Consider the following 23,646-nt stretch of genomic DNA (forward strand, 5'->3'; position numbering starts at 1 on the left):
TCAAACCGTTTCCCGGACCACCAGATCTCGGTAGGCATGCCAGGTGGCATGGCCCAGGATCGGCATCACCAGAATCAATCCAAACATCAAGGTGCCCAGGCCCAGCAGGCACAGCGACATCACGATCGCGCCCCACAGGCTCATGCAGATCGGGTTGGCCATCACGGCGCGCCAGCTCGTGAGAACGGCCTGGCCGACACCGACCTGGCGATCCAGCAACAGCGGCAGCGCGACCACGCTGGAGGCAAAAACCGGTGCGGCCATCAAGCCCCCCACCACCAACCAGAGCTCGAAGAAGCCCGGGTCGGGTGCCAGCACGACGCGCATCAGAAAGTCCTCTGGCGTGGTCACCGCGGGCTTGACGCCCAGGGTGATGAGCGCCGCCGAGGTGATGACCCAGCCGGTGCCCAGGGCCGTCAGCAGCACGCCGAAGCGCACCAGGCGCCCGTCCAGCGACGACCACACCTGCCAGACCGTTCGCAAACCGACGTCTTCACCCCGCAGCAGGCCCCGGCTGACCGCGTAAAGCCCGGTCGACAGAATGGGCGCCACGAGCAGGAAGCCCGACAAGGCGCCTGCCAGCACCCAGAAACGGTCCCAGGCCACGTAGAGCAAAGCCCCACCGAAAGCCCCCATGGCCAGGCCATGCAGCAGGCCCACCAAGGGCGCGTTCATGAAGTCGCTGAACCCGCGGCTCAACCACAGGAAGGTGCGCCAGGAATGCACCTTGCGCACCCGCAGCGGACGGTGGAAGGACGCGCGTTTGTCATTCATATCGGAGGGCCTCGGCGGGTTGCACGCGGCTGGCGCGCCAGCTCGGGTAGAGCGTCGCAACCAGGGACAGGACCAGGGAGATGATGCCGATGGGGACGATGTCGGCCGCCTGCGGGTCTGAGGGCATCTTGCTGATGAGGTAGATGCTGCCTGGCAGGAAGTTCACGCCCAGCAGGCGCTCGATGGTCGGCACGATGACGTCGATGTTGAAAGCCACCAGCAGCCCCAGGCCCAGGCCGCCGATGGTGCCCAGCACGCCGGACATGGCGCCTTGCACCATGAAGATGCCCATGATGGAGCGTGGGCTGGCACCCAGGGTGCGCAGGATGGCGATGTCGGCCTGCTTGTCGGTCACGGTCATCACCAGGGTGGAGACCAGGTTGAAGGCCGCCACGGCCACGATGAGCGTCAAGATGATGAACATCATGCGCTTTTCGACCTGCACGGCGTCGAACCAGTTCCGGTTGGTGCGCGTCCAGTCGCGCACGGCGATGCCGGGACCGAGCTTGTCGGCCAGCTCGGCCGCCACCACGCGGGCCTGCTGGGCGTCCTTGAGCTTGAGCTGCACGCCCACCGGGCCACCCGTGCGGAACAGCCGCGCCGCGTCGTCGATGTGCATCAGCACGAGGCCGTTGTCGTACTCGTAGTGGCCGGCGCTGAAAATGCCCTCGACCGTGACCTGCTTGACGCGCGGCGTGATGCCGGCCGGCGTCACCTGCCCGCTGGGCGCCACCAGGGTGAGCGCATCGCCCTCGCGCACGCCCAACTGAAGCGCCATCTCGTGGCCGATGATCACCCCCCACTCGCCCGGTTTCAGGCGCGCGAAGGTGCCCTTCATGCTGGCCGCCAGCGGCGTGACCGACACCTCTGCCTGCGGGTCGATGCCGCGCACGATGGCGCCACGCATGTCCTCGCCGCGGGCGATCAGGGCCTGGGCGGGCACAAAGGGCGCCGCCCCGACGACCGCCGGGTGCTGCCTGGCCTGGTCGGCCAGCACGTGCCAGTCGGGCAGGCCGATGCCCGAGGTGTCGTGCAGCTCGACGTGCGCGATCACCGACAACATGCGGTCGCGCACTTCTTTCTGGAAACCGTTCATCACCGACAGCACGATGATGAGGGCCGCCACGCCCAGGGCAATGCCCAGCACGGACACCCCGGAGATGAAGGAAATGAAACCGTTGCGTCGGGTGGAACGGCTGGCCCGCGTGTAGCGCCAACCCACCCGCCATTCGTAAGGCAAATTCATGGTGGGGAGAGTGTACTCACTCGATAATCACGCCCATGCCCCTTGCCCCCGGTTCTGCCCCCGCTCCCGCCGTCGACGCGCCCACCCGACACTGGGTGATCCCCTTCGCGGCCAGCCTGTCCGAGCCCTGCCAGCACGCCCTGACGCGCCTGAAGGACGCCACCGCCCTGCCCCGCCTGAGCGAGCTGCTGGGCAGGCTGCAGCCCGTGGCCCGGCTCGAAGGCGACGAATACGCCCTGGCCATGCCGCACGAGCGACTGCTGGCCCGCGAGCTGGGCTGGCCCGAGCCCGACGGGCTGCAACCCTGGGCCGCCTGGTGGGCCAGGCAAGACGGCCTGACGCTGCCCGCCGACCGCTGCTGGGCCCTGCTCAGCCCAGGCCACTGGCTGATGGGCCGCGACCACCTGACCCTGCTCGACCCGGCTGGCCTGGGCCTGAGCGACGACGAGTCCCGCGCCTTGCTGGAGGCCCTGCGCCCCTTTTTCGAAGAAGACGGCTGGACGCTGCAATGGGGCGCCGCCACGCGCTGGTACGCCAGCCACGCCGAGCTGGGTGGCCTGAGCACCGCCTCGCTGGAGCGCGTGATCGGGCGCAACCCCGACCTCTGGCTGGCCGAAGACCCCGACGGCCACCCGCTGGCGCGCAAGCTGCGCCGCCTGCAAGCCGAGGCGCAGATGCTGCTCTACAACCACCCGCTCAACGAGCGCCGCAGCGAGGCCGGCCTGGCCACCGTCAATTCTTTCTGGGTGAGCGGCTGCGGCCACCCGCCAGCCGATCCCGGTGCGCTCACGCTGCCCACCCACCTGCGCGTGGTCGATGAGCTGCGCGCACCCCTGCTGGCCGACGACATGCCGCTGTGGCTGCAAGCCTGGCGGCACATCGACGCCGAGGTGTTGCCAGCGGTGCTGTCAGCACTCGATGCCGGGCAAGCTGTCCAACTCACCCTCTGCGGTGAGCGCCACGCCCTCACCTTCGGCCCGGGCGCAAAGCCTGGGCTGGTGAGCAGGTGGGCGTCTGGCCTGAAACGACTGGTTGGCCACGCGCCCCAGGCCTCGCCCGCAGCCTGCCTGGCCGAGCTCTGATCGCCCACACGACCGCATCAACCCCACGACCGCCGCTCCACACGTCCACCATGAAGTTCACCCCCCGAGACGTGCCCCCGCGCACCGCCTGGTCCCTGGAGCAGGCTGGCGTGCCGCCCCTGCTGGCCCGCCTGTACGCCGCGCGCGGCATCCGCCAGCCCGAAGACCTCGACGACAGCCCGGCCCGCTTGTTGCCCCCCTCGCAACTGCAAGGCGCCCAAGACGCCGCCCGCCTGCTCGCCGACGCCATCGAGCAGGGCCAGCGCATCTGCATCGTGGCCGACTACGACTGCGACGGCGCCACCGCCTGTGCCACCGGCTTGCGCGGCCTGATGATGCTGGGCGCAGGCCCCAAGCAGGTCGGCTACGTGGTGCCCGACCGCGCCGTTCACGGTTATGGCCTGACGCCCCCCATCGTCGCGATGGTCAAGCAACGCGGCGCCCACGTGCTCGTGACCGTGGACAACGGCATGGCCAGCCACGAGGCGGTGACGCTGGCCCGCGCCCAGGGCATGAAGGTGCTCATCACCGACCACCACCTGCCCGTGGTGCTGGACGATGGCTCGTTCAGCCTGCCCGAGGCCGACGTGATCGTGAACCCCAACCAACCCGGCTGCCCCTTCCCCAGCAAGGCCATGGTCGGCGTGGGCGTGATGTTCTACGTGCTGCTGGCCTTGCGCGCCGAGTTGCGCCAGCGCGGTCGCTTCGACGCTGCCAGCCAGCCCCGCATCGACGCCCTGCTCGACCTGGTCGCGCTCGGCACCATCGCCGACGTGGGCCGGCTCGACGAGAACAACCGCCGCCTGGTCAGCCAGGGGCTCAAACGCATCCGCACCGGCCGCATGCAGCCGGGCATTGCCGCGCTGTTCAACGCCGCAGGCCGCGACGCCTCGCGTGCCACCAGCCAGGACTTCGGCTTCGCCCTGGGCCCGCGCGTGAACGCCGCCGGCCGCCTGGCCGAGATGGGCCTGGGCATCGAGTGCCTGCTGACCGACGACCGGCGCCGCGCCACGGAGCTGGCCCAGCAGCTCGACGCCATCAACCGCGAGCGGCGTGAGCTGGAGTCGGGCATGCGCGAGCAGGCCGAGCTGCGGCTGGACTCGCTGCTGCCTGAAGGCGAGCCCCCAGCCGCCATCGCCCTGTTCGACCCCGAGTTCCACGAGGGGGTGGTGGGCATCGTGGCCTCGCGCCTGAAAGACCGCCTGCACCGCCCGACCTTCGTCTTCGCCATGGGCCAGGACGGATTGCTCAAGGGCTCGGGCCGGTCCATCGCTGGCTTTCACCTGCGCGACGCGCTCGACCTGATCGGCAAGCGCCACCCTGGCCTGCTGCGCAAGTTCGGCGGCCACGCCATGGCGGCGGGCTGCACCATCGGCGAGGAGGACTTCGAGGTGTTCGAGCAGGCATTGGTGCGCGTGGCCGAAGCCGGCCTGGACGCCAGCTTGCTGGCCCGCCAGCTGCCCACCGACGGGCCGCTGCCGCCTGAATGTTTCACGCCCGAGGCCGTGGCTCAGCTGGACGAGGCGGTGTGGGGCCCGGGTTTCGAGGCACCCGTTTTCAGCGACGAGGTGGAGGTCATCACCCAGCGCCTGGTGGGCACGCGCCACCTCAAGCTGAGCTTGCGCATGCAGGGCACGGTGCGCGACGGCATCTGGTTCGGGCGAAGCGAGCCTCTGCCCGCGCGGGCGCAGCTGGCCTATCGCCTCAGCCTGGACGAGTTCCAGGGGCGACAGCGCGTGCAGATGGTGGTGGAAGGCATGGCCGACTGAGTCGGCGGCGACACAGCGCCAACGCTCCAGACGCCTTGAACCCAGGCGCCAGCGAGTCCGCGGGCTTCAGCGGTAGGCCTGCAGGGCGCGGGCCGTGGCGTTGGTGGCCGGGGGCGCGAACGAGGTGCTTTCACCCGGGAACAGCATCCCCAGGGTGCGACCGAACGAGGCCGTGGCCCGGTGAACCGCCTGTTGCTGCTGCATGCAGCGGGTGCGTGCCAGCATCAGGCGCTGCACCAGTTCAGGCGACAGGGACTCCCCGCCACCTTGGCGCAAGCTGGCCAGCGACGCCGCCAGGCATTGTTGCAACAGCTGGGCCTGCCCATCGATGCGCTCGGCATCGCCCGATGCCAGGGCCTCGTCCAGGGCGGACAAGTGGGCATCGACCTCGGCCAGGCAGGCCGGGATGTCGAAAGCAGGCACAGCGTTGCGAGCCATGTCGTCAGGCCTGACCGCGTTGCAGCAGTTCCTTGGCGTTGCTGATCAGCTTGTCAGCGATCACCTCGGCGTCGACCTGGTAGCTGCCGTCGTCGATGGCCTGCTTGACCTTGGAGACCTTCTCCATGTCAACGACGCCATCTCCGCCAGCCATCAGCCCCGTCGCAGAAGTGGACAGCGTGACTTTTGCACTCTGAGTGACGGGCCCATCGGTGGATGATGCTCGTCCGGAAGCATTGGTCGATGCGGCGCCTTCCGTGCGGCCGTTGACGGCGCCAAGCGCCTTGTCAAGGGGATTGCCGATTTTCATGATGTACTCCTAAGACCCGGCGTTTGCCGAGTGGTCACATCCGCGATATCGACGCGGCCTCGGGAAGACTTTAGCCTCGAATGAGGTTTCCCCCCGACCAAGGGGGGGCAATTTGAAAGATTTTGTCTCTGGTGGGGGGTCAAAGTGTCACCTCCACGAGGCGTTCACCCACCGGCTGACCACAAACAACGCGTCCCTGTTCCGTTCGGACGCGGGCGCAACGCCCCTCGTCGCCAGGAGCCAGCGCCACGCCCTCGGCCGCCACCATGAAGCCTGGGCCTTTGACGTTCAGTCGGACCGGATCGCCTGCGGCGAACCAGCGACGCGAGCGCACATCGGCCTGGCGCAGGCTTTGACCTGGTGAAATCGAACGCTGTACAGCCCGCCCCACGATGTCCGTTGGGCGAACCAGGGCGGGCGAATCCGAGGCGGCGAGGTCAACCTCGGCCCGAGCGACGTCCGACGCCGACACGATGCTGCCAGGACGAAGGGGCACGGTCGCGACCAGCGCCTGCCCCCAGACCTTGACCTGCACCGGCCAGTACACGTTCCAGCGCACCGGTCCCTGCTCGCAGCGCAGGCCCACCCGGGTGCGCCCCCAGAGTTGGGCGCCGCCCGGCAGGTAGGCCTTGACGCGGTCACACGGCGCCAGGCGGATGCGCGGATCCAGCTGCCCCAGGCTGACCTCGACACGCCAGGGGGGCGTCTTGTCAGCCTGACGGGCTTGGGTGTCTGCCGCTCCCTCGCGGCCTGGCTCGGCCTGGTGCGGCAAGGGTTGCTGCTTGAGCAGGCTTTCAACCTGCGCCTGCAAACCCAGTGTGGAGGCATTGCCAGGATCGGCCTGGGCAATGGGCGCTCCAGCCAGACAGAACCCCAGTGTCAACGCCAGCCGAGCCCAGGCTCGGGCCAGCCCGAAGGGGCGGCACGCGTGTGGGCAGTTGGCGGTGACGGGGTTCGGGTCCATGCCGCCAATTTAGTCAGCAGGCGCATCGCGCAAGGGCGGGAAATGAGGCCCGTTTGACGCGCTATTTCGGCTCATGTTCCGGCTCGCAAGGATCAACATCCCCCTCAAGCTGCGTCGACCTGCATCCCGGACCTCCGGGAGCAGCCCGCCGGAGGGATCCCACCATGCTGAACAGACTGACCGATTCGCTGAACTTTCAGGCCACCGCGCTCACGCTGCGGTCCGAGCGCCAGCGCCTGATCGCCAGCAACATCGCCAACGCCGACACCCCCGGCTACGTGGCGCGTGAATTCGATTTCTCGCAGGCTTTGAGCCAGGCCACCGGGCAGCGCTCGGCCGGCACCAGTCCCCTGGCGCCCAACGCCGTTCGCCTGAGCAGCGGCCACGCCGGCCACATGGGCCTGGACGGCAAACCCGCTGGCGCCAACGCCGACCCGGCCCTGACCTACGCCTCCAACGCCCAGACCAACCTTGACAGCAACACGGTGGACATGAACCGCGAGCGCGCCAGCTTCGTGGACAACACCGTGCGCTACGAGGCCACCCTGCGCTTCATCAACGGCACGGTGCGCACGCTCAACACGGCCATCACCGGCCAGTGAGGCCCTGAGAGGAGTCCAGCATGTCGATGTTCAAGATCTTCAACGTGGCAGGCAGCGCGGTCAGCGCGCAAAGCCAGCGCCTCAACGTCGTGGCCTCGAACCTGGCCAACGCCGACACGGTCGCCGGCCCGGACCGCCAGGCCTACAAGGCCCGCCAGGTGGTCTTCAGCACCACGCCCATGGGCGACGTGGGCACCGCCGGTGTCAACGTCTCGCAGATCACCGAGGACAACACCCCGGGTCGCCGCCAGTTCGACCCCAAACACCCCCAGGCCGACGCAGAAGGCTACGTCACCTACAGCAACGTCAACGCGGTCGAGGAGATGGTCAACATGATCTCCGCTTCGCGTTCCTATCAGAACAACATCGAGGTCATGAACACGGCGAAGTCGCTGCTGAGCAAGACGCTGCAGATGGGACAAGGTAACTGATCATGACCACCGCCGTCACCAACAACACCGCTGCCAGCGCCACCAGTGCCGCCACCACGGCCAACAAGTCGACCTCGAACGCCGACGCGCAGGACCGATTCCTCAAGCTCCTGGTCACGCAGATGCAGAACCAGGACCCGCTCAACCCCATGGACAACGCCCAGGTGACGAGCCAGATGGCCCAGATCAACACGGTCACGGGCATCGAGAAGCTCAACACCACCATGACCTCGATGAGCACCAACATGGCCAGCATGCAGATGCTGCAGGGCTCGTCGCTCGTGGGCAATGGCGTGCTGTTCGAAGGCAACCAGCTCTTCGTCAACGAGGGCAAGGCCTCGGCCGGCTACGACCTCGCCGCTGCGGCCACCTCGGTGCGCATCGACGTGCTGAACTCGTCTGGCACGGTGATCGACTCTTTCACGCAGACCGGCAAAGCCGCTGGTCGGCAGGGCTTCGACTGGACACCGCCGGCTGGCGTGTCCACCAGCGGCCTGAAGTTCCAGGTGACCGCCACCAGCAACAACAAGCCCGTCACGGCCACGCCGATGATGGGCGCGGCCGTGACCGCGGTCAACACCAACAACGGCACCCTGAACCTGGAGCTGGCCAACGGGCTCACGATCCCGTACACCCAGGTCAAGGCCGTTTCCTGATTTCCCGCCCACTCCCCAGCAGCACCCCCGAAAGGACACGATCATGGGCTTCCAGCAAGGTCTCTCCGGTCTGAACATCTCCAGCAAGGCGCTGGAGGTCATCGGCAACAACGTGGCCAACGCCAACACCTATGGCGCCAAGGCCTCGCGTGCCGAGTTCGCCGACATGTACGCGGCCTCCCTGGGCGGTGCGGGCAACAACGGCATCGGCATCGGCGCGCGCGTGGCGGCGGTGGCCCAGCAGTTCACGCAGGGCAACATCTCGACCACGTCCAACAACCTGGACCTGGCCATCAACGGGCGGGGCTTCTTTGCGCTGGCCACCGACCAGGGCGAGACCGTCTACTCGCGCAATGGCCAGTTCAAGCGCGACGCCGAAGGCTTCATCATCAACAACGAGAAGCACAAGCTGCTGGGCCAGGCTCTGGACGAAACCGGTGCCCCCGCAGGCCCCGCTGGCTCGCCCATCCAGCTGAGCAACGACGGCTCCGCGCCCGAGCCGGCTGAAGCCATCACCATGACGGCCAACCTGGACGCTCGCGCCAACACGATCGACTCGGCCATCGGCATCGACTTCGAGAACTCCAAGAGCTACAACTTCGTGACATCGCAGACGGTCTATGGCGACAACGGCGCCCCGATCGCGATGAACTACTACTTCCGCAAGGTGGCCGATGCCGTGGCCGAAGACCTGTCGGCCACCCCGCCCGTGGCAGCGCAAGGCGCGACCTGGGACATCTACGTGACCGCTGACGGCAACACCAACGCCGCATCGATCAACCCACCTGGCGCGCTCACCGCCGTGCCCACCCCCACGCCGCTGCCGATTGGCCAGGTCATCTTCAACCCCGACGGCTCGCTGCCGGCCAACACCGTCATCACGCTGCCCGACATCCCGGGCGGCAACAACGGTCAGCCGCTGACGGGCGTGACCTTCGACATGTCGGCCTCGACCGAGTACTCGGGCAACTACGCCGTCACCAACCTGATCGGTGGCGGCTACGGCGCGGGCAACCTGTCGGACTTCATCATCGAGTCGGACGGCACCGTCAAGGCCCGCTACACCAACGGCCAGTCCAAAGCCCTGGCGCGCGTGCAACTGGCCGACTTCCGCAACCTCAACGGCCTGCAGCCCATTGGCGCCAACGAGTGGAAAGCCACCAACACCTCCGGCGAGCCCCTGCCGCTGGGTGCCCCCGGCAGCGGCGTCTACGGCCTGCTGCAGTCGGGTGCGCTGGAAGAGTCCAACGTCGACCTGACCGGCGAGCTGGTCAACATGATCGTGGCGCAACGCACCTACCAGGCCAACGCCCAGACCATCAAGACCGAAGACCAGGTTCTGCAGACGCTGGTGAACCTGCGTTGATGACGGGCTGAGCCGAGCGAACAGAGCACACGGAGCACACCATGGACCGCATGATCTACCTCAGCATGGCTGGAGCGAAGGCCAACTTCGCCCAGCAGGAGGTGCTGGCCAACAACCTGGCCAACGTCAGCACCACGGGTTTTCGCGCCGAGCTGCATGCCCTGCGCGCCGTGCCGGTGCGAGGCGACGGGGCCTCGACCCGCGTCTACTCGCTGGAAACCACCGTGGGCTACGACGAGAGCGCCGGCACCATCACCCCCACCAACCGGCCGCTGGACGTGGCCGTGATGGGCAAATCATGGATGGCCGTGCAGGGGCTCGATGGCACCGAAGCCTACTCGCGCGCCGGCCACCTGATGACCGACAACCAGGGCACCCTGGTGACCGCCGAAGGCCTGCAGGTGCTGGGCGACGGCGGCCCGATCACGATCCCGGTGGGGACCGAGCCCAGCATCGCCGCCGATGGCACCGTGAGCGCGCGCGCACGCAATGGCACCAGCCAGAACGTGGGGCGCATCAAGCTGGTGACGCCGGAGACCAAGCTGCAGCGCGGCGAAGACGGCCTGTTCCGCGCAGCCGATGGCGCCCAGTTGCCCCTGGACGAAACCGCCCGGCTGCAGGACGGCGCCCTGGAAGGCTCGAACGTGAACCCGATCGAGACCACCGTGCAGATGATCGCCTCGCAGCGGCAGTACGAGACGCAGATGCGCCTGATGCAGACCGCCGAGCAAAACGAGAAGTCCGCAGCCCAGCTGCTGTCGGCCAACGGCTGACCCTGAACAACGGCAACGCGCCGAAGGAGTTTCACCATGATGCGTTCCCTGTGGGTATCGAAGTCCGGCATGGAAGCCCAGCAGACCCAGCTGGACCACATCTCCAACAACCTGGCCAACAGCGGCACCAACGGCTTCAAGCAGACGCACGCGGTCTTCGAAGACCTCATGTACCAGAACCTGCGGCAAAGCGGCGCCAGCAGCTCCGACCAGACCACCCTGCCGACCGGCCTGCAAGCCGGCCTGGGCGTGCGCGCGGTGGCGTCGTCGCGCCAGTTCACGCAGGGCAACCTGCAGCAGACTGGCAACAACATGGACGTGGCCATCCAGGGCAAGGGCTTCTTCGAGGTCACCCTGCCCGACGGCACCATCGGCTACACCCGTGACGGCGCCTTCCAGATCGACAACCAGGGCCGCTTCGTCACCAACAACGGCTACCCGGTCAACATCGGTGGCGGCACCATCCCGGCCGAAGCGACCCAGGTGACCATCGGCACCGACGGGGTCATCACGGCCACCGTGCCGGGCACGACCACGCCACAGCGCATCGGCCAGTTCCAGCTCTCGACCTTCATCAACCCCAACGGGCTGGACCCCAAGGGTCAGAACTACTTCCAGGAGACCGTGGCCTCGGGCACGCCCCAATCGGGCAACCCGGCCGCCGACGAGCGCGGCAGCCTGGCCCAAGGCTTCGTGGAAACGTCGAACGTCAACGTGGTGCAGGAGCTGGTGATGATGATCCAGACGCAGCGCGCCTACGAGCTCAACTCCAAGGCCATCCAGACCTCGGACCAGATGCTGCAAAAGCTGGGGCAGCTGTGATGACCGCCGCCCGCCTTGCACGACGCGCCACGCGCCTGGCCATGCAACGCCTGGCGCTGGGCGCCGCCGCACTGGCCCTGGCCGGCTGCGAGGTGCTCAACCCACGCGTCGACGTGATGCAGCCGACCCAGGTTCGCCCGGTGGCAGGTGCCTACACGCCGGTCAACAACGGCTCGCTGTTTCAGCAGGCGGGATACCGGCCGCTGTACGAAAGCCACCGCGCGCGCATGGTGGGCGACATCATCACCATCCAGATCAGCGAGACAGTCTCGGCCAAGCAGGAAACCACCAGCTCGGTCGAGAAAAAGGGCTCGGTCGACAGCACCATCACGGCCGTGCCGATCGCCAACATCACCCAGGTGGCCAAGCTGGGCGCCGAAGGCAGCAGCAACAACAAATTCGACGGCACAGGCAGCAGCGAGGCCACGGGCACTTTCACCGGCTCGATCACCACCACGGTGGTCGAGGTGCTGCCCAACGGGCACCTGATTGTGTCGGGTGAAAAGCAGATCGGCGTGGCGAAAAACGTCGACGTCCTGCGCTTTTCAGGCCAGATCGACCCCTACACCATCCAGCCGGGCAACCTCGTGAAGTCCAGCCAGGTGGCCAATGTGCGCGTCGAGCAGATGGGCCGAGGCCAGCAGCACGAAGCCCAAGGAATAGGCTGGTTGGCGCGGTTCTTTTTGAGCGTCTCGCCCTTCTAAAGGTCCGGAAAATGGAGCCGAGTCCCCCCTGGAACCGGCGCCATGAACCACACTGACCGCATCCTCAAACTGCTGATCGCCCTGGCCTTCCTGGCCGCATCGGCAGCCCTGTGGTGGCCCGTTCAGGCCCAGGCCGTGCGGCTCAAGGAAATCGCCGCCGTGCAGGGCGTGCGGCCCAACCAGCTGATGGGCTACGGCCTGGTCGTCGGCCTCGATGGCACCGGCGACCAGACCACCCAGACCCCCTTCACCGCCCAGAGCATCAACGCGATGCTCCAGCAGATGGGCATCACGGTGCCGGCCGGCACCCCCATGCAGCTCAAGAACGTGGCCGCCGTGCTGGTGACCGCCACCCTGCCCCCGTTCGCACAGCCCGGCCAGCCGCTGGACATCAACGTCTCTTCGCTGGGCAACGCCAAATCGCTGCGCGGCGGCACCCTGATCGCCACCCCGCTCAAGGGCGCCGACGGCCAGATCTACGCGCTCGCGCAAGGCAACGTGGTCGTGGTCGGCGCAGGCGCCGCCGCCGGGGGCTCCAAGGTCACGGTCAACCACCTGAGCGCCGGCCGCATCCCCGCTGGTGCCACCGTCGAGCGCTCGGTGCCCACGCCCTGGATGCAAGGCAGCGCCATCCAGTACGACCTGCAGTCCGACGACTTCAACACCGCCCGCGAGGTGGTCAACGCGATCAACAAGGTCAAGGGCCCTGGCACCGCCGAGGCCCTGAGCGGGCGCAGCGTGATGGTTCGCCTGCCCCAGCAAAGCGGCGACCGCGTGGCCTTCATGGCCGACCTGGAGAACCTCTCCATCGACCGCGCCACGCCCTCGGCCAAGATCATCGTCAACGCGCGCACCGGCTCCATCGTCATGAACCAGGCCGTCACCATCGGCCCCTGCGCGGTGGCCCACGGCAACCTGTCGGTGACCATCAGCTCCACCCCGGTGGTCAGCCAGCCCAATGCGTTCTCGCAAGGCCAGACCGTGGTCACCGAGAAGGCCGACATCCAGATCAACCAGGAGCCCGGCAACATCATCCAGATGCCAGCCGGCAGCAAGCTCACCGACGTTGTCAAGGCGCTCAACACCCTGGGCGCCAACCCGCAGGACCTGCTGGCCATCCTGCAAGCCATGAAGGCGGCCGGCGCGCTACAAGCCGAGCTGGAGGTGATCTGACATGAGCGTGAACAACCCCGCCGCCACCAATGGCCTGACCATGGACCTGCGGTCGCTGGACCGCCTCAAAGGCACCTCCGGTACCAACCCGCGCGCCGCCGTGCGCGAGACCGCCAAACAGCTCGAAAGCCTGTTCATGGGCGAGCTGATGAAAAGCATGCGCGCCTCGACCATGTCCACGGGCATGTTCGACAACAGCGGCTCCGAGATGGCCACCGGCATGCTCGACACCCAGTTCGCCGGGCAGATGACCGGGCGACCGGGCGGCCTCGCCGACGCCATCACCCGCCAACTCGAGCGCCAGATGGGCCTCAAGCCGGAGGCCCAGGACAAGGCCGCCGCCAGCGCAGGCAACACGGCCGCTGCGAGCCCCTTGCGTCGCATGGCCAGCGAGGGCTCCTTCAAGGGATTGGGCCAGCTCGGCGACCTGGGAGACCTCAGCGACCTCGACGCGGGGGGCTTTCCAGGCAGCAACAGCACCGGCCTGGACGAGATCCTGCGCCGGGCCCAGAGCCTGGATCGGGGCAACGCCCGCACGAACACCGCGAACACCGCCAGCAGCCCCACCGACGGCAAACGCCTGAGCCACAGCGAGCAGTTCATCCGCAAACACCACGAAGCGGCCAAGGCCGCCGAGGCCGCCACCGGCATCGCCTCGGGGCACATCCTGGGCCAGGCCGCGCTGGAGTCCGGCTGGGGCAAGCACGAGATCAAGATGAAGGACGGCACGCCCAGCCACAACCTCTTCGGCATCAAGGCCACCGCCAACTGGACTGGCAAGGTCGCCGAGGTGACCACCACCGAGTACATCGGCGGCGTCGCCCGCAAGGTGACGGCCAAATTCCGTGCGTATGACTCCTACGAGGACGCTTTCAAGGACCACGCCCGCCTGCTCACGCAGAGCCCGCGCTACAGTCAAACCGTCGCCAAGGCCGACACGGCGCAGGGCTACGCGCAGGGCCTGCAAAAGGCAGGCTACGCCACCGACCCGGCTTATGCGAACAAGCTGACCCAGGTCATCAACACCGCCCTGCGCGTTCAGCGCAGCATGGCGTGACGACCTGATCGGAGGACACCATGGGATCAGGCATCTTCGGTCTGGGCACGCGGGCCATGTCGGCCGCCCAGGTCAACCTGGACACCATCAGCCACAACATCAGCAACGCCAACACGCCTGGCTACTCGCGCCAGAAGGTGGAGCTGGCGACCGAGAGCGGGCTCTACACCGGTGCGGGCTTTTTCGGTCGCGGCGTCAAGGTCAATACCATCTCGCGCCAGACCAACGAGTTCCTGATCAAGGAAAACAACCTGAACCAGTCCATGGCGGCGGCCGACCAGACCCGCCTGGAAAAGCTCAACCAGATCGAAAAAGTGCTGCCCACCGGCGAGACCGGCCTGGGCTACGCCGCCAGCCAGCTGCTCAACGCCTTCGTCGACGTCGCCAACCAGCCGCAAGACATGTCGGCCCGCCAGGTCGTGCTCTCGCGCGCCAAGGAGTGGGTCAGCCGCGTCAACACCGCTGCCGACCAGCTCAACCAGCTGCAACTCGGTGTGGTCAGCGACATGGAGACCTCGGTCGCGCGCATCAACTCGCTGACGCAGCAGATCGCCAAGGCCAACCAGGCGATCGCCTCGTTCAGTGGCATCGGCCACGCACCCAACGACCTGCTCGACCAGCGCGACCAGCTCGTGCAGGACCTCAACAAGCTGGTGCAGGTCAACACGGTCGAAGCCGACGACGGCTCGCTCAACGTCTTCATGGGCGGCGGCCAGCTGCTCGTGCTGAGCAACAGCGCTGAAACACTTTCGGTGGTGCGCGACCCGCTCGACAGCACCCTGGCCCGGGTGGCGCTGCGCACCAATGGCTCGGACCGCATCCTGGATTCGGACCAGATGGTGGGCGGCGCGATCAGGGGGCTGCTGACCTTCCAGGACACCGACATCGCACAAACACGCGACAACCTGGACACCTTCGTTCAGCAGTTCGCCGACGCCATCAACGACCAGCAGGCGCTGGGGGTGGACCTCGAAGGCAACCCGCAGACGACCTTCGACGCAACGGGCGCCCCCGTCGGCATCCCCATCTTCCTGAACACCAGCTCGGCGGCCACCGTCAGCCTGGCGCTGAACCAACCCAAAGGCTTGGCCGCCGCATCACCGCTGACCGCCGCCGTGGCCCCTGCCAACCAGGGCACGATGGCCATCGAGTCGCTGGTGATGAACCGCGCCCTGCCCGGCGTCAACGCGCTGGACTTCGGCTCGTCCCTGCCCACCAACGGCCAACCGCTGACAGTCATCTTCGAGCAGCCCAATCCGCTGGACCCGACCCTGACCTACCGCTTCGTCGACGCCAGCGGCGTGCCCTACAAGGACGTCACGCCCGCGCGCATCTGGTCGGCCGGCACGCCCATCAGCGACGCGGACGCCGGCTCCACGCCACCCGAGGCGCTGTTCATGGTCAACGTCACCGGCGTGCCCCGCCCGGGCGACCAGATCACCGTGGCCATCACGCAGAACCCCAGCGCCAACAACGGCAACGCCCGCGCCCTGCTCAAGCTGCGCGACCAGACCATCATCTCGCTGGACGGCAGCACCCAGGCCACCGTGACCGACGCCTACTCCCAGATGATCGGCAACCTCGGCGTGCTGGTGCAAAGCGGCAAGACCTCGGCCAGCATATCCGCCACCCTGGCCGACACCAGCCAGCAGACCCTGACCAGCGTCACCGGCGTCAACCTCGACGAGGAAGCCGCCAAGTTGATCCAGTTCCAGCAGAGCTACCAGGCTGCGGCCAAGGTCCTGCAGATCGCCCAGTCCCTGTTCGACACCTTGCTGCAGACCGCTCGCGGTTGAGGAGCCTGATCATGCGCATCGTCACCGCCTACGCTTACGACACGGCCATCGCCAACCTGCAAAAGCGCCAGCAAGACCTGTCCGAGACACAAACCCAGCTGACCTCGGGCAAACGCGTCAACCGGGCCAGCGACGACCCCACCGCCGCCGCCCGCGCCGAACGCGCCCTGGCCAGCATCGCTCGCTCCGAGGCCAACAAACGCGCACTGGACGCCAGCGCCAACGTGATGGGCATCGCCGAATCCGCCCTGGGCGACTCGGTCGAGCTGCTGCAATCGGCTCGCGAAACCCTGGTGGCCGCCGGCAACGGCAGCTACAGCGACGGCGAGCGCAAGGCCCTGGCCATCAAGCTGCGCGAGATCCGCAACCAGTTGCTCAACGTCGCCAACCGACCCGACGGCGGTGGCGGCTACGTCTTCGGCGGCCAAGGCTCGTCGCAGCCCCCCTTCGTGGACAACACCACCGGCGTCAGCTTCGAAGCACAAGGCGGCGAGATGCTGGCTTCTTCGAGCGAGAAGCTCAACCTCACTGTCGATGGCGAACAGATCTTCCTGAAGTCCAAGACCGGCAACGGCATCTTCACCACCGGGCCACTGGCCGGCAGCAACAGCGGCAAGGCCTGGATCAACTCCGGCACCGTGACCGACCCGTCTGCCCTGCCCTACCCATCGGGCGGCGGCACCTCGGCCACCTACGAGCTGCGCTTTGCCACCAGCGGCAGCACCCGCACCTACGACATCGTCGACACCAGCACCGTGCCGGAAACCCCGCTGAGCACGGGCAACTCGTTCACCTCCGGCAAGGCCATCCAGATCCCCGGCCTGGGCATGGCGGTGGCGGTCTCGGGCGAGCCGGCCAACGGCGACGTCTTCACCATTGGCGAGTCGACCAACAGCCAGAGCATCTTCAAGACGCTGGACGACACCATCGCCGCGCTCAGCCAGGACAACGTGCTGGGCCCCACGGTCCAGCAGATCACCACCACCGGCATCACCGGGCTCGACAGCGTGCTCAACAACATCCAGGGAGCGCGCTCTGCGGTGGGCGAATCCCTGAACCGGATGGACGGCATCGACAACCGCATCAGCGCCTTGAAGCTGGCGGCACAGCAGGAAAAGTCTGCGGCGGAAGACCTGGACCTGACCGAAGCCATCTCCAAGTTCCAAGGCCAACAAACCGGCTACCAGGTCGCCTTGCAGAGCTACGCGGCCGTGCAACAACTCTCGCTGTTCAATTACATCAACGGCTGACCCCCACCTCACCGCCCCGCCGACACCATGGACCACCCCATCCTCGGGCAAATCGCCCTGTCCTACAGCCCGGTCATCGACCGCAACCGGGCCGTCACCGCCACCCGACTGACGGTCTGGCCCATCAACCCCAGCCAGAAGCTGGATGCGCCATCCTTGTTGAGCGCCTTGAGCGAGGTCTGGCCCGTCGGTGGCCCGGGGCTGTGGCTCAACGTGGCCAACGAGGGCCTGCTGCAGGACCTGATGGCCGCCCAGCCTGGCACGCACATCTTCATCGAAGTGCCCGCCTTCATGGCCTGCGACCGCGCCAACATCGACGCGCTGTGCACGCTGCAAGCCAACGGCAGCACCCTGCTGCTCAAAGGCCGCCCCCTGGGCGAGTTGCCCAAGGAGGTGCTGCCCTGCTTCAAGCAGTCCATCATCGACTTCGAGAATGACCGGCGCAACGACGGCTCTGCCGCCCCCCAGGCCGCCCCCGGTGCCGGCAATGGGCGCAGCATCAGCCACATCCAGGCGGGCGTGAGCAACGTGGCCGAGATGGAAACCGCTTTCCGCCACGGCGCCACGGCCGTGCTCGGCTGGCCCATCGACGACGTCACCCAGGGCTCGAGCAAACCGGCGGACCAGCCGGCCCTGCAAGTCATCGTGCAGCTCATCGACCAGGTGCACCGCCAGGAAGAAATCGAGGTGCTCGAGAACACCCTCAAGCACGACCCTCCCCTGGCCTACAAGCTGATGCGCTACATCAACTCGCCGGCCTTCGGCCTGTCGGTGGAGATCAGCTCTTTCCGACACGCCATCATGATCCTCGGCTACCAGCGCCTCAAGCGCTGGCTGGCCCTGCTGCTGGCCACCGCCTCCAAGGACCCGAACATGAAGCCGGTGATGTTCGCCGCCGTGCGCCGTGGCCTGGTCATGGAGGAGCTGGCCAAGGTCAGCGGCAGCGACGAAATGCGCAACGAGCTGTTCATCTGCGGCGTCTTCTCGCTGCTCGACCGCATGTTCCGCCAGCCCTTCAGCGAGCTGCTCAAAACCATCCCCGTGCCCGAGCGGGTCTACCAGGCCCTGGCCGACCAGACCGGCCCCTACGAGCCCTACTTCAAGCTGGTGCAAGCCATGGAGGGCAGCGACGTCTTCGACATCAAGGATGCCGCCGACCAGTTGATGATGGGCTTTGACGACATCAACGGCGCCTTGCTGGCCGCGATGGGCTCGGCCTCGCAGCTGGACTGATCCCCCGCGAACGATGGGGCGCATGCAAGCGCCCCGACGCCCCTCAAGTTGAGGGTAAACCCTTGCGCAAAAAATGCCGATCGCTATCCTCGACGGCATGGATGCGCTGGCCCCCCTCATCGGTGTTCTGATCATGTCGATCGCCCTGATCGTCAACTTCTTTTTCACCGCGTGGAAGCTGGGCATCCTGCGCGCCTTCGGGCGCCGACGCGTGTTGAGCTGGCGCGTGCTCGCAGCCGGTGCCATCTCGGCATGCCTGCCACTTGCCGGCGCCATGATCACGCTGGCCGCCATCCCGGCCGACGACGGCGTCAAGGTCGCCATGAACGCCGCGCAGCTCGCCTTCGAGCTCGGCCTGACCGGTTTCGTGCTGCACCTCGTCAACGACCAGGTCGTGAACTGGGCGGGGGCCATGCGCCAGGCGTGATCCGCAGCGTGCTCCGCCGCCCGACCAGCCTCACCTGCGACGCCCTCTCAGGCTGACCCGCTCGCGGGCAAGGCCACGACCCGCGCCGTAAGATGCGGCATGCACGCGGACACCCCCTACGACGACCTCACCCCCGACCTCATCCTCGACGCCCTGGAGGCCTGCGGGCAGCGCGTCGACGGCCGCCTGCTGACGCTCAACTCCTACGAAAACCGCGTCTTCCAGGTCGGGCTCGACAGCGGCCACATGGTGGTTGCCAAGTTCTACCGCCCCGGGCGCTGGAGCGACGAGCAGATCCTGGAAGAACACGCCTTCGCGCTCGAACTGGCCGAAGCCGAAGTGCCTGCCGTGCCCCCCATGGCGCTGACGCACGAATTGCCTTACGCACGTGAGACCGCGAGCGTGACGGGCACACCACCCACGCTGGCGCACTTCAAAGGCCACCGCATCGCCGTGGCCCACCGCCGGGGCGGCCGCCCGCCCGAGCTCGAAGACCCCGAGGTGCTGCGCTGGATCGGTCGCTTCCTGGCTCGCCTGCATCAGGTCGGCGCTCAGCGCCCCTTCACGCATCGCCTGCGCCTGGACGCGAACACCCTGGGCTGGCAGGCCCACCATTGGCTGGCCGAGCACGACACCATCCCACCAGAAGTGCGCGAACCCTGGCTGGACACCGCCCGCCAAGCGCTGGAGCTGGTGGAAGCCGCCTTCGCCAGCATCGACGGCCTGCGCTGGCTGCGCGTGCACGGTGACTGCCACCCCGGCAACGTGCTGTGGACACCGCAAGGCCCGCACTTCGTCGATCTCGACGACGCAGGCATGGGCCCCGCCGTGCAAGACCTGTGGATGCTGGTCAGCGGCGAGGCCGACGAACGCCGCCGCCAGCTCGACGCCCTGCTCGATGGCTACGAATCGATCGCCGAATTCGACTGGCGCGAGCTCAAACTGATCGAGCCCCTGCGAACGCTGCGCCTGATCCACCACAGCGCCTGGCTGGCGCGCCGCTGGCACGACCCGGCCTTCCCCGCCGCCTTCCCCTGGTTCGAATCGGGCACTTACTGGCAGCAGCAGCGCGACCAGCTTCGCCAGCAAATCGACCTGATGGCCACGGCGGCCCCAGACCATGCCAGCCAACTCGGCATCGCCAACTGGGGCCAGCAAGACGATGGCGACGCCGACGCCGACCTGAACTGGGACCGCTGACGGCGCACCAGCGCCAGCCAATCAGCCCAGCCCTGCCCCGCACCCGTTCCCCCGAGGAGACCGAATGCCCGAGACGACGCCACCGCAGACCGCCCCAGCCCCCCAACCCGTGCTGTACGACTTCAAGATGGCGCCCAGCCCGAGGCGTGCCCGCATCCTGCTGGCCGAAAAAGGCATTGCCCACGAAACGGTGATCATCGACCTGGCTGCGGGCGAACACCTCGGCGATGCTTACCGCGCCATCAACCCGCAATGCACCGTGCCCGCGCTCAAACTGCCGGACGGCACCGTGCTGCCCGACAACCAGGCGATCGCTGCCTGGGCCGAAGCCGCGCACCCCGAGCCGCCCTTGCTGGGCCGCACCCCGGTGGAAAAAGGCTTGGTGGCCAGCTTCGTGGCCCGCATCGAGTTCGAAGGCCTGCTCGCGGTGGCCGAGGCCTTTCGCAACACGCACCCTGCGATGAAAGACCGTGCCCTCACCGGCGCCGCCAACGTGCCGCAAATCCCCGAGCTGGGCAGCCGCGGCCAAGCCAGGGCCATGCGCTTCTTCGAGGAGCTTGACCGCCACTTGGCCGGCCGCGACTTCATCTGCTGCGAGCACTTCACCTGGGCCGACATCACGGCCGTGGTGTTGACCGACTTTGCACGCGTCATCGGGTTCAAACCTGGCGAGCAGCACCCGAACCTGCTGCGCTGGCGCACGGCGTTGGCGAATCGCCCATCGCTCAAGGCCTGAGCCTGCCCCATGTCACACCGACAAGCCAAAGAAGGAGTCCTCCGATGATCGACCTCTACACCGCCGCCACGCCCAACGGCCACAAGGCCTCCGTCGCGCTCGAAGAGCTGGGTCTGCCCTACACCGTGCACCCCATCAACCTGGCCAGCAACGAGCAGAAGCAGCCCTGGTTCCTGGCCATCAACCCCAACGGCCGCATCCCGGCCATCATCGACCGCGAAGCCGATGACTTCGCGGTCTTCGAGTCGGGCGCCATCCTCATCTACCTGGCCGAAAAGACCGGTCGCCTGATGCCCACAGACGCCAAGGGCCGCTCGCGTGTCATCCAGTGGCTGATGTTCCAGATGGGAGGCGTGGGCCCGATGATGGGACAGGCCAATGTCTTCTTCCGCTACTTCCCCGAGAAGATCCAGCCCGCCATCGACCGCTACCAGAATGAGTCGCGCCGGCTCTTCGAGGTGCTGGACGGTCAACTGGCGCGTGAAGAATGGCTGGCTGGCGATTTCTCGATTGCCGACATCGCGAACTGGTGCTGGGTGCGCACACACAAGTGGTCGGGCGTGTCGGTAGAGGGGCTGCCGCACCTGCAGCGCTGGCTGGATGCGATGAAAGCCAGGCCGGCGTGCCAGCGCGGCATCGAGGTGCCTGTCAAAGTGGACAGCCTGGTCTCGCCCGACAAGGAAAAGGACGCCAAGGCGTTCATCGAAGCGGCACGGGGGATGGTGCAGCGCTGAGTCTGCCGCCTGGCTCGCACTCACAGTTTGTCGAGCGGGCTGAGCACACCGCGACCACCCCGATTCATCACGTGGGTGTAGATCTGCGTGGTCTTGACGTCGGCGTGTCCCAGCAACTCCTGCACCGTGCGGATGTCATAGCCCGCCTGCAGCATATGCGTCGCAAAGCTGTGCCGCAGCACGTGGGGCGTGCAGGGCTTGTCCAGCGCAGCGCGGCGCGCCGCACCGGCAACGGCCCGTTGGATGGCCTGCTCGGTCAGGTGATGTCGACGCTCGGCGCCTCCGCGCGGATCCACCGAGATGCTGGGGCTGGGAAAGACAAATTGCCAGCCCGTGGCCTTGGCGGCCCGGGGGTACTTGGTGGCCAGGGCATTCGGCAGCCACACATCACCCAGCCCGGCTGCCAGATCCTGCAGGTGCTGCGCCCGCGCCATCGAGACCTGCTGCTGCAGCGGGAACACCAGGTTTTCCGGCAGCACCGTCACCCGGTCTTTGGCCCCCTTGCCACAACGAACCACCAGCTCGCGTCTCTCGAAGTCGATGTCCTTGATGCGCAGACGCAGCCCTTCCAGCAAACGCATGCCGGTGCCATACAAGAGCGAAGCCACGAGTGCATGCACGCCCGAGAGTTCATCCAACAAGGCCTTCACCTCCCGGTGGGTGAGCACCACGGGCAGATGCTGTGAAGCCTTGGCCAGGACCACCTCTGTCAACCAAGGCAGCTGCATGTTCAGCACATGACGGTACATGAACAAAACCGCTGATCTGGCCTGATTTTGTGTGCTTGCCGACACGTTGCGCTGCACCGCCAAGTGCGTGAGAAAGGCCTCCAACTCCGGCGAGCCCATCTCTGCCGGGTGGCGTTTGCCGTGAAACAGGATGAAGCGCTTGCACCAATCGACGTAGACCTGCTCGGTGCGGATCGAGAAATTGCGCAGCCTGATCTGCTCGCGCACGGCATCCAGCAGACGGGGGGGCTTTTTGGGGGGAGCGGCAGGAGTCAACTGAATTGACGAGGGACGCGGCTCGGATAGGATGGATGCCATCAACATTTAGGTTGCCTATTTCATTTAGGCCAACACCACAACGAGGGAGATGGGTTCATGCTGGCAGATGGGCTCCGCCTTGTCTTCCCGCTTTGGGACGACTTGTTAGACCAACACCCACGCATGGGTGGTGGGTTGGCTATTTCCAGTTAGGCCCTCGCGTGAATGCGCCGCGTGCACAGGTCAAGCGAGCCACCTCCTCGGTGGCTACTGGCAGCCAGGCATACGCACCTTGGTTCGCGCAAGGTCTCGTGGCATGCTTGCATTCAAGCTGGCGTCAGCCTAGCAATCAACACACAGGGGTTTCATGCCAAGTCAGCCGCACGCCACCATCGGCCTAACTGTGCGTTGCAGGGGACGCCTCCACCACTGCGCGCTTCGGCCACGCCAAGCGGGCGCCCCTGAACTTTGGCGTTAGGCTTCTTCAAACTACCGAACGAACATGGCACCCATCATCGCAAGCAAGTTACCTGAAGGCGCCTTGTTGCAACGCTACAGGCGTGATGGCTCGTATACGGACTGCTATTACATGGACATGCCTCGTCACATTGCAATGGCCGAGTACATCGCTGCTTTCTACACAACACCGCTCTTCAAGGTTGAGCGCAAAATCTTGGCATTGGCTGCTGGCAAACATTCATCCGACGAGGCCGCCCACAATTTAGCGGTGGGCCACGAAGCCAAATTTGCTGCATGGAGTGTTGAGGACCGCTCAGGCAATCAACTTCTACTTTGCGACTTCCTTAGCCGAACAAGATCCTGGCTAATGGCGGAGACCGATCAATCCACGACCCGTCTGTACTTCGGCTCTGCTGTCACGCCGAAATCAAGGTCTGCCTCCGGCAAGGCCTCTTTCGGCTTTGCATTCCACGCTCTCTACGGTTTTCACCATTTGTACACGAAGGCGCTCATGAGGGCTGCTGAGGTTGCCCCCGAAAAGTGGAGTTCTTAGCTCATGACCACAATGCTGGAAAGGAGCGAAGAAATGGTCGACAAGCAGGTACGTGGCAAGTACACCCTGGAGTACAAACTGGAGGCTGTCAGGCAGGTCAAGGCC

Annotated in this window: 25 protein-coding genes; 19 read left to right on the plus strand and 6 right to left on the minus strand. The window is 66.7% G+C overall.

Annotated elements, in window-relative coordinates:
• Both ABG80_RS01910 and ABG80_RS01915 read right to left on the minus strand, forming a co-directional pair.
• The gene (locus ABG80_RS01910) at positions 1-774 is read right to left on the minus strand and encodes a DUF2189 domain-containing protein (protein WP_058086097.1); all 774 of its coding nucleotides are present in this window, start codon (positions 772-774) and stop codon (positions 1-3) included.
• Positions 767-2,020, minus strand: a complete 1,254-nt coding sequence (locus ABG80_RS01915) for a lipoprotein-releasing ABC transporter permease subunit (RefSeq protein ID WP_058086098.1) — start codon at positions 2,018-2,020, stop codon at positions 767-769. The genes ABG80_RS01910 and ABG80_RS01915 overlap by 8 nt, the downstream gene beginning before the upstream one ends.
• 35 nt (positions 2,021-2,055) lie before the next feature.
• On the opposite strand from ABG80_RS01915, the gene ABG80_RS01920 reads away from it, so the two are divergent.
• Together ABG80_RS01920 and recJ are read left to right on the plus strand one after the other, a co-directional pair.
• Complete coding sequence (locus ABG80_RS01920; protein WP_058086099.1) at positions 2,056-3,102, plus strand: hypothetical protein; 1,047 nt, start codon at positions 2,056-2,058, stop codon at positions 3,100-3,102.
• Positions 3,103-3,152: 50 nt separating this feature from the next.
• On the plus strand, positions 3,153-4,871 hold the full coding sequence (gene recJ / locus ABG80_RS01925) for a single-stranded-DNA-specific exonuclease RecJ (protein WP_058086100.1): 1,719 nt from the start codon (positions 3,153-3,155) through the stop codon (positions 4,869-4,871).
• Between the two features lie 66 nt (positions 4,872-4,937).
• Here recJ and ABG80_RS01930 read toward each other — a convergent pair whose 3' ends face one another.
• The 3 genes from ABG80_RS01930 to flgA form a co-directional block, all read right to left on the minus strand.
• A complete protein-coding gene (locus ABG80_RS01930; protein ID WP_058086101.1) occupies positions 4,938-5,309 on the minus strand; it encodes a hypothetical protein in 372 nt (123 codons plus the stop codon).
• A 4-nt stretch (positions 5,310-5,313) separates the two neighbouring features.
• Entirely contained in the window at positions 5,314-5,619 is a 306-nt protein-coding gene (flgM, locus tag ABG80_RS21110; protein ID WP_083505727.1) for a flagellar biosynthesis anti-sigma factor FlgM, read from the minus strand.
• 139 nt (positions 5,620-5,758) lie between these two features.
• Positions 5,759-6,583, minus strand: coding sequence for a flagellar basal body P-ring formation chaperone FlgA (gene flgA, locus ABG80_RS01935; RefSeq protein WP_058086102.1), 825 nt, complete (start codon positions 6,581-6,583; stop codon positions 5,759-5,761).
• Between the two features lie 164 nt (positions 6,584-6,747).
• Between flgA and flgB the strand changes: the two genes are divergently transcribed.
• The 16 genes from flgB (at position 6,748) to ABG80_RS02015 (ending at position 21,543) form a co-directional block, all read left to right on the plus strand.
• The gene (gene flgB / locus ABG80_RS01940) at positions 6,748-7,185 is read left to right on the plus strand and encodes a flagellar basal body rod protein FlgB (RefSeq protein WP_058086103.1); all 438 of its coding nucleotides are present in this window, start codon (positions 6,748-6,750) and stop codon (positions 7,183-7,185) included.
• A 20-nt stretch (positions 7,186-7,205) separates the two neighbouring features.
• Complete coding sequence (gene flgC, locus ABG80_RS01945; protein ID WP_058086104.1) at positions 7,206-7,616, plus strand: flagellar basal body rod protein FlgC; 411 nt, start codon at positions 7,206-7,208, stop codon at positions 7,614-7,616.
• A 2-nt stretch (positions 7,617-7,618) separates the two neighbouring features.
• Positions 7,619-8,272 (plus strand): flagellar hook assembly protein FlgD, encoded by a 654-nt coding sequence (locus ABG80_RS01950; protein ID WP_058086105.1) that lies wholly within the window; start codon positions 7,619-7,621, stop codon positions 8,270-8,272.
• 43 nt (positions 8,273-8,315) lie between these two features.
• Complete coding sequence (gene flgE / locus ABG80_RS01955; protein WP_058086106.1) at positions 8,316-9,638, plus strand: flagellar hook protein FlgE; 1,323 nt, start codon at positions 8,316-8,318, stop codon at positions 9,636-9,638.
• A 41-nt stretch (positions 9,639-9,679) separates the two neighbouring features.
• Positions 9,680-10,411: a flagellar basal-body rod protein FlgF gene (gene flgF / locus ABG80_RS01960; protein ID WP_058086107.1), complete on the plus strand. Its 732-nt coding sequence runs from the start codon at positions 9,680-9,682 to the stop codon at positions 10,409-10,411.
• Between the two features lie 36 nt (positions 10,412-10,447).
• Entirely contained in the window at positions 10,448-11,233 is a 786-nt protein-coding gene (gene flgG / locus ABG80_RS01965; RefSeq protein WP_058086108.1) for a flagellar basal-body rod protein FlgG, read from the plus strand.
• Positions 11,233-11,937: a flagellar basal body L-ring protein FlgH gene (locus ABG80_RS01970; RefSeq protein WP_058086109.1), complete on the plus strand. Its 705-nt coding sequence runs from the start codon at positions 11,233-11,235 to the stop codon at positions 11,935-11,937. Before flgG ends, ABG80_RS01970 begins: the two co-directional genes overlap by 1 nt.
• Before the next feature lie 42 nt (positions 11,938-11,979).
• Complete coding sequence (locus ABG80_RS01975; protein ID WP_058086110.1) at positions 11,980-13,110, plus strand: flagellar basal body P-ring protein FlgI; 1,131 nt, start codon at positions 11,980-11,982, stop codon at positions 13,108-13,110.
• 1 nt (position 13,111) lies between these two features.
• Entirely contained in the window at positions 13,112-14,167 is a 1,056-nt protein-coding gene (gene flgJ, locus ABG80_RS01980; RefSeq protein ID WP_058086111.1) for a flagellar assembly peptidoglycan hydrolase FlgJ, read from the plus strand.
• Between the two features lie 20 nt (positions 14,168-14,187).
• Positions 14,188-15,963: a flagellar hook-associated protein FlgK gene (gene flgK / locus ABG80_RS01985; protein ID WP_058086112.1), complete on the plus strand. Its 1,776-nt coding sequence runs from the start codon at positions 14,188-14,190 to the stop codon at positions 15,961-15,963.
• 11 nt (positions 15,964-15,974) lie between these two features.
• A complete protein-coding gene (gene flgL, locus ABG80_RS01990; RefSeq protein WP_058086113.1) occupies positions 15,975-17,213 on the plus strand; it encodes a flagellar hook-associated protein FlgL in 1,239 nt (412 codons plus the stop codon).
• A 27-nt stretch (positions 17,214-17,240) separates the two neighbouring features.
• Positions 17,241-18,446, plus strand: a complete 1,206-nt coding sequence (locus ABG80_RS01995) for an EAL and HDOD domain-containing protein (protein ID WP_058086114.1) — start codon at positions 17,241-17,243, stop codon at positions 18,444-18,446.
• A 73-nt stretch (positions 18,447-18,519) separates the two neighbouring features.
• Positions 18,520-18,873, plus strand: coding sequence for a hypothetical protein (locus ABG80_RS02000; protein WP_058086115.1), 354 nt, complete (start codon positions 18,520-18,522; stop codon positions 18,871-18,873).
• Between the two features lie 99 nt (positions 18,874-18,972).
• Entirely contained in the window at positions 18,973-20,073 is a 1,101-nt protein-coding gene (locus tag ABG80_RS02005) for a serine/threonine protein kinase (RefSeq protein ID WP_083505728.1), read from the plus strand.
• A 64-nt stretch (positions 20,074-20,137) separates the two neighbouring features.
• Positions 20,138-20,809, plus strand: coding sequence for a glutathione S-transferase family protein (locus ABG80_RS02010; RefSeq protein WP_058086116.1), 672 nt, complete (start codon positions 20,138-20,140; stop codon positions 20,807-20,809).
• Positions 20,810-20,853: 44 nt separating this feature from the next.
• Positions 20,854-21,543: a glutathione S-transferase family protein gene (locus tag ABG80_RS02015; RefSeq protein ID WP_058086117.1), complete on the plus strand. Its 690-nt coding sequence runs from the start codon at positions 20,854-20,856 to the stop codon at positions 21,541-21,543.
• 20 nt (positions 21,544-21,563) lie between these two features.
• Here ABG80_RS02015 and ABG80_RS02020 read toward each other — a convergent pair whose 3' ends face one another.
• Positions 21,564-22,499: an integron integrase gene (locus ABG80_RS02020; protein ID WP_456059362.1), complete on the minus strand. Its 936-nt coding sequence runs from the start codon at positions 22,497-22,499 to the stop codon at positions 21,564-21,566.
• A 532-nt stretch (positions 22,500-23,031) separates the two neighbouring features.
• Here ABG80_RS02020 and ABG80_RS02025 point away from each other — a divergent pair.
• Positions 23,032-23,541: a hypothetical protein gene (locus tag ABG80_RS02025; RefSeq protein WP_083505729.1), complete on the plus strand. Its 510-nt coding sequence runs from the start codon at positions 23,032-23,034 to the stop codon at positions 23,539-23,541.
• Positions 23,542-23,646: the final 105 nt, after the last annotated feature.

It is taken from the genome of Aquabacterium parvum, from assembly GCF_001447195.1.
Lineage (GTDB): Bacteria > Pseudomonadota > Gammaproteobacteria > Burkholderiales > Burkholderiaceae_C > Aquabacterium > Aquabacterium parvum.